This window comes from Specibacter cremeus, from assembly GCF_003946885.1.
Lineage (GTDB): Bacteria > Actinomycetota > Actinomycetes > Actinomycetales > Micrococcaceae > Specibacter > Specibacter cremeus.
Genome location: NZ_RWKQ01000016.1, coordinates 70,612 through 84,291, shown reverse-complemented (window position 1 = coordinate 84,291; position 13,680 = coordinate 70,612). Strand labels below are relative to the sequence as shown.

At 70.8% G+C, this 13,680-nt stretch carries 11 protein-coding genes; 4 read left to right on the top strand and 7 right to left on the bottom strand.

The window, feature by feature from the left end:
* Positions 1 to 22: 22 nt before the first annotated feature.
* From EJC77_RS08225 to EJC77_RS08205, 5 genes are read right to left on the bottom strand one after another with little or no spacing between them, the layout of a single operon-like run.
* A complete protein-coding gene (locus EJC77_RS08225) occupies positions 23 to 355 on the bottom strand; it encodes a cupin domain-containing protein (RefSeq protein ID WP_125611461.1) in 333 nt (110 codons plus the stop codon).
* Between the two features lie 44 nt (positions 356 to 399).
* Complete coding sequence (locus tag EJC77_RS08220) at positions 400 to 1,539, bottom strand: bifunctional 2-methylcitrate synthase/citrate synthase (protein WP_125611459.1); 1,140 nt, start codon at positions 1,537 to 1,539, stop codon at positions 400 to 402.
* A gap of 18 nt (positions 1,540 to 1,557) precedes the next feature.
* Positions 1,558 to 2,487 carry a methylisocitrate lyase gene (gene prpB / locus EJC77_RS08215; protein WP_125611457.1) on the bottom strand — a complete coding sequence of 310 codons (930 nt, stop codon included), beginning with the start codon at positions 2,485 to 2,487 and terminating at the stop codon, positions 1,558 to 1,560.
* A 1-nt stretch (position 2,488) separates the two neighbouring features.
* Positions 2,489 to 4,009: an MmgE/PrpD family protein gene (locus EJC77_RS08210; protein ID WP_125611455.1), complete on the bottom strand. Its 1,521-nt coding sequence runs from the start codon at positions 4,007 to 4,009 to the stop codon at positions 2,489 to 2,491.
* Positions 4,010 to 4,056: 47 nt separating this feature from the next.
* A complete protein-coding gene (locus EJC77_RS08205) occupies positions 4,057 to 4,692 on the bottom strand; it encodes a GntR family transcriptional regulator (RefSeq protein ID WP_125611487.1) in 636 nt (211 codons plus the stop codon).
* A gap of 221 nt (positions 4,693 to 4,913) precedes the next feature.
* Between EJC77_RS08205 and EJC77_RS08200 the strand changes: the two genes are divergently transcribed.
* The 3 genes from EJC77_RS08200 to fabF all read left to right on the top strand — a co-directional run bounded on the left by EJC77_RS08200 (position 4,914) and on the right by fabF (position 9,859).
* Positions 4,914 to 6,809, top strand: a complete 1,896-nt coding sequence (locus tag EJC77_RS08200) for an AMP-binding protein (protein WP_125611453.1) — start codon at positions 4,914 to 4,916, stop codon at positions 6,807 to 6,809.
* A gap of 114 nt (positions 6,810 to 6,923) precedes the next feature.
* Positions 6,924 to 8,612: a class I adenylate-forming enzyme family protein gene (locus EJC77_RS08195; RefSeq protein WP_125611451.1), complete on the top strand. Its 1,689-nt coding sequence runs from the start codon at positions 6,924 to 6,926 to the stop codon at positions 8,610 to 8,612.
* Positions 8,609 to 9,859, top strand: coding sequence for a beta-ketoacyl-ACP synthase II (gene fabF, locus EJC77_RS08190; RefSeq protein WP_125611449.1), 1,251 nt, complete (start codon positions 8,609 to 8,611; stop codon positions 9,857 to 9,859). Before EJC77_RS08195 ends, fabF begins: the two co-directional genes overlap by 4 nt.
* Before the next feature lie 3 nt (positions 9,860 to 9,862).
* On the opposite strand, the gene EJC77_RS08185 is transcribed toward fabF, so the two are convergent.
* On the bottom strand, positions 9,863 to 10,573 hold the full coding sequence (locus EJC77_RS08185; RefSeq protein ID WP_125611447.1) for a response regulator: 711 nt from the start codon (positions 10,571 to 10,573) through the stop codon (positions 9,863 to 9,865).
* Positions 10,570 to 12,180, bottom strand: coding sequence for a sensor histidine kinase (locus tag EJC77_RS08180; RefSeq protein ID WP_125611445.1), 1,611 nt, complete (start codon positions 12,178 to 12,180; stop codon positions 10,570 to 10,572). The genes EJC77_RS08185 and EJC77_RS08180 overlap by 4 nt, the downstream gene beginning before the upstream one ends.
* A 142-nt stretch (positions 12,181 to 12,322) precedes the next feature.
* Between EJC77_RS08180 and EJC77_RS08175 the strand changes: the two genes are divergently transcribed.
* Positions 12,323 to 13,657, top strand: a complete 1,335-nt coding sequence (locus tag EJC77_RS08175; RefSeq protein ID WP_125611443.1) for a cation:dicarboxylate symporter family transporter — start codon at positions 12,323 to 12,325, stop codon at positions 13,655 to 13,657.
* The last annotated feature ends 23 nt before the right edge of the window (positions 13,658 to 13,680 follow it).

Below are 13,680 nucleotides of genomic sequence, written 5' to 3'. Positions count from 1 at the left end.
GCCTAACTACACGGCATTGGCACTAGCGCCCCTTGGCGACCGTTAGGAGAAACGCTGAGTCCTCCACGGCCGTGACCGAGTGCCGGGCCTGCGGGATCACGATCAGGTCGCCGCGGGAACCCTCCCAGCTGACGTCGCCCACGGCGAGCACGATGCGCCCGGCCAGCACATGGGCCGTGGCCTCACCCGGGTTGTCGTGCTCGTCCAGCATGCTCCCGGCCGTCAAGGCGATGACGGTGTGGCGCAGGATCCGTTCATGCCCGCCCACGACGGTGCGGGCGGCGCGCCCGTTCCCGGACGTCGCGGCGGCCGCGAGCAGTTCCCGGGCCAGCGCCGTCAGTGATGACTTTTCCACGATGCTCCCTTGCCGTAGATGGATGCCCCCACCCTACCCGCCCATCAGTGCAGGTGGCGCTCGTCGGGTCCGTTGTACTCCGAGAGCGGCCGGATGAGCGCGTTCGCGGCGCGCTGTTCCATGATGTGCGCCGTCCAGCCGGTGATGCGTGAGGCGATGAAGATCGGCGTGAACATGTCCGTGTCGAAGCCCATCAGGTGGTACGTCGGGCCGGCCGGGTAGTCGAGGTTCGGCTTGATACCCTTCGCCTCGTCCATGGCCGCCTCCAGCCCGTCGTAGAGCCCGAGCATCTCCGGCCGGTCGAAGTGGGCGATCATTGCGTCCAGCGCGGCCTTCATGGTGGGCACGCGCGAATCGCCGTGCTTGTACACGCGGTGCCCGAACCCCATGACCTTCTTCTTCGCCGCCAGCGCCTCCTCCATCCACGCCTTGGCCCGGGCCGCGGCCTCCTCGCGGGACTCCTCCTTGCGGATCCCGATCTCGGTGAACGTGTGCATGACGGCCTCGTTCGCGCCGCCGTGCAGCGGCCCCTTCAACGCGCCGATGGCGCCCGTCACGGCCGAATGCAGGTCCGACAGCGTGGAGGTGACCACGCGCGCCGTGAACGTGGAGGCGTTGAACGAGTGCTCGGCGTACAGCACCATCGAGACGCGGAACGCGTCCACGACCGCCGGCGCCGCCTCCTCGCCGAACGTCATCCAGAGGAAGTTCTGCGCGTAGTCCAAGTCCTCGCGCGGTCCTACGAGGGGCAGCGAACGACGGCGGCGCTGGTCGTAGGCGACGACGGCGGGGAACGCCGCAAACAGCTCCTTGGCCTTCTCCAGTTCCGCCGCCGGCGAGGAATCCTCGGCCAGCGCGTGGTTCGCGCCGAGCACGGACACGGCCGTGCGCCCCACGTCCATGGGGTGGCAGTCCAGCGGCAGCAGGTCGATGGCGGCCTTCACGCTGGCATCCAGGACGCGGTTGGCCCGCTCGAACGCCTCGAAGTCGATCAGCTCCGCCGCCGTCGGCAGTTCCCCCGTCCACAGCAGCAGCGCCACCTCCTCGAAGCTCTTGCCCGCCGCCAGCTCCTGCACGGGGTAGCCGCGGTACAACAGGGAGTTCGTCTCCGCGTTGACCTTGGAGATGGCGGTGTAGTCGGCGACAACGCCGGCCAGGCCCTTCCTGACTTCGGATTCACTCACGGTGGTTCTCCTTCTCCCCTAGAGGTTGGCGTTGTTCGAGCCGATGTCCAGGCCGGGAACCTGGAAATTGAAGATGCCCGTATCGAATCGGTTATACGCCTCGTAGTCAACCAGTTCATAGAGCCGGGCGCGAGTGAGCATGGCACCGACCTGTGCGCCCTGGCTGCCGTCGGCCGAAATGGCGTCCAGCACGCGCTCGGCGGCGCCCATGGCGCTGCGCAGCAGCGTGACCGGGTAGATGACGACGGCGACGCCGACGTCGGCCAGGGCGTCCCGGGTGAACAGGTCGCTCTTGCCGAACTCGGTCATGTTCGCCAGTACGGGCACGTCCACGGCCCGGCACACGGCGTCGAACTCGGACAGGTCCTTCATGGCCTCCGGGAAGATCGCGTCGGCGCCGGCGTCGACGAGCGCCTTGGCCCGGTCGATGGCGGCGTCCAGTCCGTCCACGGCGCGCAGGTCGGTGCGGGCCATGATGAGGAAGTTCGGGTCGCGGCGGGCGTCCGCGGCGGCCGCGATGCGCTTGACCGCGGTGTCCAGGTCCACCATGTTCTTCCCGTCCAGGTGGCCGCAGCGTTTCGGGTTGAACTGGTCCTCGATGTGGCAGCCGGCCAGGCCGGCGTTCTCCAGCTCCTGGATGGTGCGGGCCACGTTCATGGGCTCGCCGAAGCCGGTGTCCGCGTCGATGAGGCACGGCAGATCCGTCATGCGGGCAATCTGCCCGCCACGGGCCGCCACCTCCGTCGAGGTGGTCAGCCCGATGTCGGGCAGGCCCAGATCGTTGGCGAGGACCGCGCCGGAGATGTACACGCCGTCGAACTTCTTCTCCTCGATCAGGCGGGCCGAGAGCGGGTTGAACGCGCCCGGGAATTGGCGTGCCGTGCCCGGGGTGAGCATGGCGCGCAGGTCGCGGCGCTTCTGCTCGGGTGTCTTGTGTGAGTACAACATGTCAGAACAGTCCCTTGGGGGCGGCGGCCAGGTCGATGACGCCGGGCGCCGCGACGATGTTCAACTGGTCCAGTTCACCGGCGGCCAGGTTGGGCAGGTTGGCGGCGGCGGCCAGGAAACGCTCGATCTCGGCCGGCTCCACCAGGCCCTCGGCCAGCGTGCGGAACTTGTTGACGTACTGCTCGCGGGCGAACGGGCGGGCACCGAGCGGGTGCGCGTCGGCGACGGCGATCGAGTCGGTGATGACCGTGCCGTCATTCAGGGTGATCTCCACGGTGCCGCCGAACGCCTTCTCGGCGATGTCGTTGGTGTGGTAGCGCCGGGTCCACTCCGGATCCTCCTCGGTGGTGACCTTGTGCCACAACGCCACGGTGTCGGGGCGGGCGGCCCGTTCCGGGGCGTAGGAGTCCACGTGGTGCCAGCGCCCGTCCTGCAGGGCGACCGTGAAGATGTAGGGGATGGAGTGGTCGAGGGTTTCCCGCGAGGCCGTGGGGTCGTACTTCTGGGGGTCGTTGGCGCCGGAGCCGATCACGTGGTGCGTGTGGTGGCTGGTCTTGATCAGCACGCTCGTGACATTGGCCGGGTCGGTGACCTCGGGGTGTTCGCCGTGCAGCTTGCGGGCCAGATCGATCCAGGCCTGCGCCTGGTATTCGGCCGAATGCTCCTTCGTGTACGTGTCCAGGATGGCGCGCTTGGCCTCGCCGTCGGCCGGCAGCGGCACCTCGTAGGAGGCGTCCGGGCCGTCCAGCAGCCAGGCGATGACGCCGTCCTCGCCCTCGTAGATCGGCACGGGGGAGGTCTGCCCGCGCATGGCACGGTCTACGGCCTCCACGGCCATCTTGCCGGCGAACGCGGGGGCGTGCGCCTTCCAGGTGGAGATTTCGCCCTTGCGGGACTGGCGGGTGGCCGTCGTCGTGTGCAGCCCCTGGCCGACCGATTGGAAGATCGTCTCGACGTCCAGGCCCAGCAGCGTGCCGATGCCGGCCGCCGCGGACGGGCCAAGGTGGGCGACGTGGTCGATCTTGTGCTTGTGCAGGCAGATGGCCTTGACCAGGTCCACCTGGATCTCGTAGCCGGTGGCGATGCCGCGGACCAGGTCGGCGCCGGACGCGCCGGTGTGCTGGGCGACGGCGAGGATCGGCGGGATGTTGTCGCCCGGGTGCGAGTACTCGGCGGCCAGGAACGTGTCATGGTAGTCGAGTTCGCGCACGGCCACGCCGTTGGCCCACGCCGCCCATTCCGGGGAGACCCTCTCCGTGATGCCAAAGACGGACGCGCCCGCACCGCCGGTGGACGGGGCGTGGGTGAGTGCCTGGGCGCGGGCGGCGACGATCGGCCCGCGGTTCAACGACGCGATGGCGACGGAGGCGTTGTCGATGATGCGGTTGATGACCATGTCCGTCACCTCCGGGGTCACGGCGACCGGGTCGGCGGCGACCCTCGCGATCTTGTGCGCGAGCTGGTCCTCGCGGGGCAGGTTTTCCTCGCTCTTGTACACGCGGACGTGGTGTTGCGTAACCATGGGGGTCCCTCCGGGGAGTTGGGTTTCGGTGGCTTGTCAGTTGTCTGTCAGTGGCTTGTCGACAGCAGGCGGTGCAGGCTGTTGTCCAGGTGCACGGTGGTGGCGGCGCTGGCGACGGCGGCGTTGCCGTTCGCGATGGCCAGCGCGATCGTGGCGTGTTCCCGGGCGGCCTCGCGCAGCCGGGCCGGGTTGTCCTTGGAGAGCCGGCGCACGCGCACCAGGTGCACGCGCAGGCTCTTGAGCGCCTGGGCCAGGTAGGCGTTGCCGACGGCGTCGTCGATGGCCGCGTCCAGCCGGGCGGCCAGCTCGTAGTAGGAGTGCCGGGACGGGTCGTCATCGGTGAGCAGGTCGCCGGCGGCCGCCAGCTCGGCGTGCAGTGCGCAGAACGTGGCGGCGTCGCCCCGTTCCGCGGCCAGTTCGGCGGCCCGGCATTCGAGCGCCGAGCGCAGCTCGAACAACTCCCGCACGTGGTCCAGCGAGATCTCCGTGACGACGACGCCGCGCCCGCTTTGCGGCGCGGCCAGCCCCTCGGCGCTGAGCCGGGCGAGGGCCTCCCGGACGGGTGTGCGGGACACGCCGAGGCGTTCCGACAGCTCCACCTCGGCGAGCACCGTGCCCGGCGGCAGGCGCCACTCGACGATGTCGGCGCGCAAGGTGGCGTAGGCCTTGTCGCTGGCCCGCATGCTGCCTCCCATGCTGTCTCCCTGGGGTTCCGGTGATGTGGGCCGTGTCCCGACCCCTGCCATCAGTGTATACAAAGCAAGTGGAGTTTGGGCAGCATTCCGGAAACTTCCGCAAGAATTTTTCACATGTGTATACATCGGGTCTTGTGTTGCGGCGACAGGCATGCCTAGCATGATGCACATCACGAAGACTGTTTTCAGTGGCCTCGAGGGGAGAAACCATGGGCAACTACGCAGCGGCGTACCGGCAGAGCCTTGGCCGGCGGGACGTGTTCTGGGCGGACGCCGCCGCCGCCGTGGACTGGGACGTGGCGCCGACCCGCGTGTACAGCGACGCACAGGCCCCGTTGAGCGAATGGTTCCCGGACGGCGAGCTGAACACGGCCTACAACGCGCTGGACCGGCACGTGGCGGCCGGCCGCGGGGATGCGCCGGCGCTCATCCACGATTCGGCCATGCTGGGCACCGTCCGCACGTACTCGTATGCGCAACTGACCGACGAGGTGGCCCGGTTCGCCGGCGTCCTGCGCGCGCGGGGCGTGGGCCGCGGCGACCGGGTTGTCATCTACCTGCCGATGATCCCGGAGGCCGCCATCGCCATGCTCGCCACGGCCCGGCTCGGCGCCGTGCACTCGGTGGTGTTCGGCGGGTTCGCGGCCGCCGAGCTGGCTGCGCGCATCCGCGACGCCCGGCCCGTCGTCGTCGTCACCGCCTCCGGGGGCCTGGAACCGAACCGGCGGATCGAGTATCTGCCGGCTGTCCACCAGGCCCTCGACCTGGCGGGCGTGCCGGGGCTGCCGGTCATCGTCAAGCACCGCGACGGCTTCGCCACCGACCCGGCGGCCCTGGCGTGGACGTGGCTCGACTGGGATGCCGCCATGGCCGACGCGGAGCCCGCCGCGCCGGTGCCGGTCAAGGCCACGGATCCGCTCTACATCCTGTACACGTCGGGCACCACCGGGGTGCCCAAGGGGGTGGTGCGCGACAACGGCGGGCACGCCGTCGCCCTCCTGTGGACCATGCGCAACCTGTACGACATCGGCGCCGGCGACGTCTGGTGGACGGCCTCCGACGTCGGCTGGGTGGTGGGGCATTCGTACATCGTGTACGGGCCGCTGCTCGCCGGGGCGACGACCGTCCTCTACGAGGGCAAGCCCGTGGGCACCCCGGATGCGGGCGCGTTCTGGCGTGTCATCGCCGAGCACGGGGTGAAGGCGCTGTTCACGGCGCCGACGGCGCTGCGCGCCATCAGGAAGATGGATCCGCAGGCGATTGAGCTGGCGAAGTACGACGTCGGCACGCTGGAAACGCTGTTCACCGCCGGCGAGCGGCTGGACACCGACACGTACCACTGGGCCACGGGGGTGCTCGGCGTCCCCGTGGTCGACCACTGGTGGCAGACGGAGACCGGCTGGGCGATCGTGGGCAACCCTCGCGGCTTGGAGCCGCTGCCGTTGAAGGCCGGCTCGCCGACGCTGCCCATGCCCGGCTACGACCTGCGGGTGGTGGACGGGCTGGGGGAGCCCGTCGCGGCCGGCGAGGAGGGGAACATCGTGCTGCGGCTGCCGCTGCCGCCGGGCACGCTGGCCACGCTGTGGGGCAACGACCAGCGCTACATCGACTCGTACCTGAGCGCGTTCCCCGGGTTCTACGCCACCGGCGACTCCGGCCACGTGGACGCGGACGGGTACGTGTTCGTCATGGGCCGCACCGACGACGTCATCAACGTGGCCGGGCATCGGTTGTCGACGGGCGCCATCGAGCAGGTCCTGGCCCAGCACCCGGCCGTGGCGGAGTGCGCCGTGATCGGGGTGGCCGATCCGCTGAAGGGCCAGCGCGCCAGCGGGTACGTGGTCCTCAAGGACGGCGTCACGGTCGATCCGGAGCAGCTGCGCGCGGAGCTGGCCGCCCTGGTCCGGCGGGAGATCGGCGCCGTGGCCGATTTCAAGCAATCAACCGTGGTCGACTCCCTGCCGAAGACCCGGTCGGGGAAGATCCTGCGCAAGACCATGCGCCAGATCGCCGACGGGGAGGACTACGTGGTGCCGTCCACCATCGAGGACCCGTCCGTGATCGACGCACTCATCCCCGTCCTCCGCCCGGCCGCGGCGAAGTAGCTTGCAGGAAGCGTACCGTTTTCGCCCCGTCGTGACGGGGTGTGGTGCGCTTGGGACATCCGGTTGGGTATCGTCTCAAGCACGGAGGACACGGACCCGACCAAGGAGGCCGCCATGAGCTACGACCCGACCCGGTTCAAGGACTACTTTGAACATTCCTTCACGTACGAGGCAGGCTTCCGCCGCAACACGGGCCGGTACGGGGCGGCGGTGGCCATGCTGGACCCGGCCACCGGGCGCGAGTGGACGTACAGGGAGCTGGCCGCCGACGTCGACCGGGTCGCCGCCATGCTGGCCGCACGGGGAGCCGCCGAGGGCGCGCGGGTCGCGTACCAGCTGTTCAACGGCCCCGAGTTCGCCATGCTGTACCTGGCCACGCAGCGGCTGGGCGCCATCGGCGTCCCGGTCAACTACCGGCTGGCGGAGGGGGAGACCGCCGTGATCCTGCGCGACAGCGATCCGGCCGTGTTCATCTTCGACGCCGAGGTGGCCTCCTCCGCCACGCAGGCCGTCGAGCTGGCCGGCTCGGACGCAACGCTGCTCGTCGTCGGCGCCCCGGCGACGGACGACATCGAATCGTTCGCCGCCGCCGTCGACGGCACCGACGGCGCGGTGCCGGCGCGGACCACGGCACCGTCCGTGTACGACGAGACCACGCGGCTGTACACCTCCGGCACCACGGGCCGGCCCAAGGGCGTGCCACTGCCGTCCATCGTCGAGGTGATGAGCGCCCACGACGTCATCATGCACTTCCCGCTGCGCCCGCAGGACCGGACCCTGAACATGACCCCGTGGTTCCACCGGGGCGGGCTCTACTCCGGCGGCCCGAACCCGGTCTTCTACGTGGGCGGCTCCGTGGTGCCGATGCGCAGCTTCGACGCCGCCACGGCGCTCGACTGGGTCGTGAGGTACGGCATCACGTTCCTGATCGGCGCGCCCACGACGCTACGCATGCTCGCCGACGAGCAGGAGCGCACGCCCCGGGACCTGTCCGGGCTGCGCGGCATCGTCACGATGGGCGCCCCGCTGGACCGGGCGGCCGTGCTGCGCTACCAGCGGCTGCTCACCCCGCGCATCTTCAACGGCTACGGCACCACCGAGGCGTTCTGGAACACGTTCCTGCGCCCGGAGGACCTGCCCGAGCATGCGGGCTCGGCCGGCCGGGCGTGCACGGACGACGACGTCGCCGTCGTCCGCCTCTACCCCGACCACCGCGCGGATCCGGACGACCTGGCCGCCCGCGACAACGCCGAGGTCGGCGAGGTCATCATGCGCTCGCCGAAGTCCGGCTTCAGCTACTTCAACCTGCCGGCCGCCAACGAGGAAAAGTTCGTTCGTGGCTGGCTGTACCCGGGCGACCTGGCCACGTGGGACGACGACGGCTTCGTCACCATCGTGGGGCGCAAGGACGACATGATCATCTCGGGCGGCGAGAACGTCCACCCCGTCCAGGTCGAGGAGGTGCTCGGCGCGCACCCCGCCGTCCGGGACTCCGTCGTCATCGGGCTTCCCGACGAGCACTGGGGCCAGCGCGTCGTGGCCTATGTGATCCGTGCGGGCGCGGACGTCTCGGCCGACGACCTGGACAAGCACTGCCTGGCCAGCGCCGACCTGGCCGACTTCAAGCGGCCGCAGGCGTACCGGTTCGTCACCGAGGTGCCCATGACGGCAACCGGCAAGAAGATGCACTTCCAACTGGCCGAACAGGCCGTCCGGGACGCGGCCGACGGGCTGTTCGAGGTGCCGGCCGGACACGACGGACACGACGGCGGGCAGGAACCCGGAATGCGCGGTCTCCTGTGAGCGCCGCCGGGGCACACCGCGAGCGCGTCGTCATCACCGGCATCGGGGCGGTCACCCCGCTGGGCAACACCTGGCGCGCCACGTGGGAGGCGCTGCTGGCCGGGCGCAGCGGCGTCGGGCCGATCACGCAGTTCAACGCCACGGATTTCCCCACCCGCATCGCCGCGGAGGTCAAGGGCTTCGACCCGGCCGCGTTCCTGCCCGTGAAGCGGTTGAACCGGTCCTCGCGCTGCACCCAGCTGTCCATTGCCGCGGCGCGCGAGGCCGTGGCCGACGCCGGTCTGGGGCCGACGCTGGAAGGCGTCGAGGCCGCCGTCGTGCTCAACAGCGCCGTGTCCGGATTCCCGGAGATCGAAAAGGCCACCGGCACGCTGGGCACCCAGGGGCTGCGCCACATCAGCCCCAGCTTCGTGGCCTCGGCGCTGACCAACATGGCCGCGTGCGAGGTCGCCATCGACCTGGGCGTGCACGGCCCCGTCAACGCCAGCGCCCTGGCCTGCGCCAGCGGCACGCACGCGCTGCTGGAGGCGGGCCGGCTGCTACTCGACGGCGACGCGGACGTGGTGGTGGCCGGCGGCGCGGACGCCGCGATCACGCCTGTCATGTTCGGCGGCCTGTCCACCATGCGCGGGCTGTCGAAGAACAACGACGCGCCCGAGCAGGCGTCCCGCCCGTTCGATGCGGACCGGGACGGGTTCGTGTTCGGCGAGGGGGCCGTCGTGTTCACGCTGGAACGGCTCTCCGACGCGGCCGCGCGCGGCGCCCGCATCTACGCCGAGGTGTCGGGGGCCGCCATGACCAGCGACGCGTTCCACATCGTGGCCCCGGAGCCGGACGGCCAATACGCGGCGCTGGCCATCACGAAGACGCTGGCGAAGGCCCGGCTCGACCCGGCCGACGTCGACCTTGTCTGCGCCCACGGCACGTCCACGAAGGCGAACGACAAGACCGAGACCGCCGCTATCCACCAGGCGTTCGGCGGCCATGCCGGCGCGCTCGCCGTCACGGCGCCGAAGTCGATGACCGGGCACCTGATCGGCGCCGCCGGGGCGCTCGGGGCGTTGGTGTGCGTCATGGCGATCGCCGAGTCGGCCGTCCCGCCCACCATCAACTATCAAACCCCCGACCCCGACTGCGACCTGGATTACGTGCCCAACCAGGCCCGGGCCATGACCGTGCGGCACGCGGTCACGAACGCGTTCGGCTTCGGCGGGCAGAACTGCGTGGTGGCGTTCTCGGCGCTGTAGGCGCTACCGGCCGCCGCGCCACCGGTATTCGAGTTCGGGACGGCCGGGGGAGCCGTGCCGCGGGGCCTTCACGGCCGAGCCCGTCTCGACGAGGTGCTCGAGGTACCGCCGCGCGGTGACCCGGGACATGGCCAGTTCCCCCGCCGCCTCGGTGGCGGAGAGCGGGCTGGCCGCCGCCCGCAGCAGGTCCGCCACGGCGCCCAGCGTCTCGGCCAGCAGGCCCTTGGGCAGTTGCAGCCGTCCGCTGGGGCGCAGCGTGGCCAGCGCCCGATCCACCGCGTCCTGGCTGGTGACGGACCGGTCGGCCAGCACGGCCGCATAGTCGCGGTAGTTCTCCAGCTTCTCCCGGAACGCGGCGAACGTGAACGGCTTGATCAGGTAGGCGGTGATGCCCATGGCGATGGCCGAGCGGACCACCTGGATCTCCCGCACGGCGCTGATGGCCACCACGTCCGGGGCCAGGCCCAGGCCGTGCACCCGGCGCAACAGGTCCAGGCCGTGGCCGTCGGTCAGGTTCAGGTCGAGCAGGACCAGCTGGATCGGCGCGCCCGCCGACCGCGCGGCCGTGAGCGCCGCCAGCGCCTCGCCCATGCCGGCGGCCATGGCACTGACCGCGAACCCGTCCATGCGCCGCACATAGTCGGCATGGGCGGCCAGGGCGACGGGTTCGTCGTCGACCACCAACACCCGGATGGGGCCGGATTCGGCCGTCATGGCGCACCTCCCTCCGCCCGCACCGGGGCGGCGGGGTCCGGAACGGGGACGCTCACGGTGAACACGGCGCCGCCGTCGTCCTCCACCGTGAGCGTACCGCCCAACGCGGCCACGGCGCGCCGCACCAGCGCCAGGCCGTAGCCGTGACCATGTCCGGGCGCGCCCGCGGGTTTGCTGCTCGCCCCGATCCGGGCCAGCGCGTCCAGGTCCGTGCCGGCCAGGCCGGGGCCGTCGTCGGCGACCGTCAGCAGCAGCCCGGCCTCATCGGCGGCCAGGTCCACCCACACGTGCGCGCCCGGCCGGCCCGCCACGGCGTCCATGGCGTTGTCGATCAGGTTGCCGAGGATGGTGATCAGGTCGCCCGGATCCAGGGTGCCCGGCGGCAGCGACCCGGCCGCACTGACCACCAGGTCGATGCCGCGCTCGCGGGCCTCGGCGTCCTTGCCGAGCAGCAGCGCGGACAGGTACGGCTCGTCGACGGCGCCCACCGCGTCCCCGGCGAGCCCGTGCGCCCGGCCCAGGCCGGCCGTGGCCAGGACCAGTGCCTCGTCCCGGTGCCCGAGCTCCAGCAGCGAGGCGATGGCGTGCAGGTGGTTGGCATGCTCGTGGGTTTGCGAGCGCAGCGCCTGCACGAGTGTCTGCGCGCCGTGCAGGTCCTCGGCCAGCCCGCGCAGCTCGGTGTGGTCGCGCAGCGTGACGACGGTGCCGCGGCCGCCGCCGGTGGGGCGCTGGCTGATGACCAGCAGGCGCGTGCCGGCCAGGTGCACCTCGTCGACGGCGGTGCGCCCGGAGGCGAACAACGCCGCGATCGACGGCGGCAGGTCCAGGTCGCCGGCCGGCGTCACCCGGGTGCCGGGCGGCAGGGCGAGCAGGTCGGCGGCGTGGTCGTTGTACAGGGCCAGCCGGCCCCGCGCGTCGATCAGGACGAGCCCCTCGCGCAGCGCGTGCAAGGCCGAGTCGTAGTAGTCGAACAGTCGCGCCAGTTCGGCCGGGCCGTAGCCGAGGGTGGCCCGGCGCAGGCGGCGGCTGAGCAGCCAGGCGACCACGGCACCGGCGACGACGGCGGCGCCGGCCACCAGCAGGATCGACGGCAGCGCGGCGGCCTGCACGGTTTCCAGCGACTTCAGCGTGAACCCGACCGCGACCATGGCCACGACCTTGCCGTGGCTGACCACGGGCACGATGGCGCGCACCGATGGGCCCAGCGTGCCCACGTAGTCCTCCACGAGCGGCTTGCCGGCCTGGGCGGTCGTGATGGTGCCCTGGTACCGGCCACCGATCTCGCCCGGATTCGGATGCGTGTAGCGAATGCCCTCCCGGCTCATGATGGTGACGAAGTCGACGTCCGCCGTCGCCACCAGCGTCTGCGTGAACGGTTGCAGCGACGCGGTCGGGTCCGGGCCGGTGACGGCGCCGGCCACGAACGGGTCGTGCGCCAGCGTGGTGGCGACGCTGAGCACGCGCAGGGACGCGGACGCGTGCGCCTGGGCGCGGGCCTGCTGGTAGCTGGCGATCGAGATGACGGCCGTCAGGACGGCGATGACGAGCAGCTGCCAGCCGAACAGGCGGCCGGCCAGGCTCAACTGCCCGCGGCTCCAGCGCGCCATGGACACCCTCCTTCCGGCCGCAGGGCCGGTTCCGGGGCCCGGTGTTGTGAACTCAATGAACACAAGGGCGGCCCGGTCCACTGTGACCCGGATCATGGATGGAAGTCACAGCCACCCCAAAGCACGGCAGCAAGGAGCAACCATGGCAACGAGGCCACGACCCGAACTTTCCACCCCCGCGGCGAAGTCCCGCGGCAAGAGCCACTGGCTATACATCCTAGTCATCGGCGCCGTGGTGCTCGGCGCCGCCGTCGGGCTGCTGTTCCCCGAGGCGGGCAAGTCACTCAAGCCGCTCGGCACCATGTTCATCGCCCTGATCAAGATGATCATCGCCCCGGTCATCTTCTGCACCATCGTGCTCGGCGTGGGATCTATCGCGAAGGCGGCCACGGTCGGGAAGGTCGGCGGCCTGGCCCTGGTCTACTTCCTGGCCATGTCCACCCTGGCGCTGGGGATCGGCCTGGTCGTGGGCAACATTATCCACCCCGGCGCGGGCCTGCACCTGCAGCCGTACAAGGCGTCGGCCGCCGGCGACAACGCCACCGTGAAGTTCCTGCTGGACATGATCCCGGGCGACATCCCGGTCCTGCCGACCCTGGTGCTGGCCCTGCTCGTCGGGTTCGCGCTGCAGTCCATGGGCAAGTCCAGCGAGCCGGTGCTCAATGGCATCAAGCACATCCAGAAGGTCGTCTTCCGCCTCATGATGATGATCATGTGGGTGGCGCCGGTGGGCGCCTTCGGCGCGATCGCCGCCGTCGTCGGTGCCACCGGCTGGGCCGCGATCGGTTCCATGGCCGTGCTCATGGGCGCGTTCTACCTGACCTGCGCGCTGTTCATCGTCGTGGTGCTCGGCACCATGCTGCGCCTGGTCACCGGCCTGAACATCTTCGCGCTGCTGCGCTACCTGGCCCGCGAATACCTGCTGATCTTCGCCACGTCGTCGTCCGAGTCGGCGCTGCCGCGGCTGATGGCGAAGATGGAGCATGCCGGCGTGTCGAAGCCCGTGGTCGGCATCACCGTGCCCACCGGGTACTCGTTCAACCTGGACGGCACGGCCATCTACCTGACCATGAGCGCCCTGTTCATCTCCACGGCCATGGGGCTGCCGATGAACCTGGGCGAGCAGATCGGCCTGCTCGTGTTCATGGTCATCGCCTCCAAGGGTGCCGCCGGGGTCACCGGGGCCGGGCTGGCCACGCTGGCCGCCGGGCTGCAGGCGCACAAGCCGGTGCTGCTGGACGGCATGGGCGTGATCGTGGGCATCGACAAGTTCATGTCCGAGGCCCGGGCCCTTACCAACTTCACCGGCAACGCCGTGGCGACGCTGCTGATCGGCAAGTGGACGCGTGAACTGGACATCACCCAGGCCCGGGCCGTGCTCTCCGGCCGGGACCCGTTCGATGAGGCGACCATGGAGCCGGACGCGCACGGCGCCCCTGTGGCTCCGGCGGAGGAACGCGAGCCCGTCGCCGTGTAGCGGAGCAGCCGTTCTGCGCAGCG

Excerpts from the sequence above, each read along its gene's own strand:
- prpB (WP_125611457.1), bottom strand. The coding sequence starts at position 2,487 with ATGTTGTACTCACACAAGACACCCGAGCAGAAGCGCCGCGACCTGCGC.
- EJC77_RS08210 (WP_125611455.1), bottom strand. The coding sequence starts at position 4,009 with ATGGTTACGCAACACCACGTCCGCGTGTACAAGAGCGAGGAAAACCTG.
- EJC77_RS08205 (WP_125611487.1), bottom strand. The coding sequence starts at position 4,692 with ATGCGGGCCAGCGACAAGGCCTACGCCACCTTGCGCGCCGACATCGTC.
- EJC77_RS08200 (WP_125611453.1), top strand. The coding sequence starts at position 4,914 with ATGGGCAACTACGCAGCGGCGTACCGGCAGAGCCTTGGCCGGCGGGAC.
- EJC77_RS08195 (WP_125611451.1), top strand. The coding sequence starts at position 6,924 with ATGAGCTACGACCCGACCCGGTTCAAGGACTACTTTGAACATTCCTTC.
- EJC77_RS08185 (WP_125611447.1), bottom strand. The coding sequence starts at position 10,573 with ATGACGGCCGAATCCGGCCCCATCCGGGTGTTGGTGGTCGACGACGAA.
- EJC77_RS08180 (WP_125611445.1), bottom strand. The coding sequence starts at position 12,180 with ATGGCGCGCTGGAGCCGCGGGCAGTTGAGCCTGGCCGGCCGCCTGTTC.
- EJC77_RS08175 (WP_125611443.1), top strand. The coding sequence starts at position 12,323 with ATGGCAACGAGGCCACGACCCGAACTTTCCACCCCCGCGGCGAAGTCC.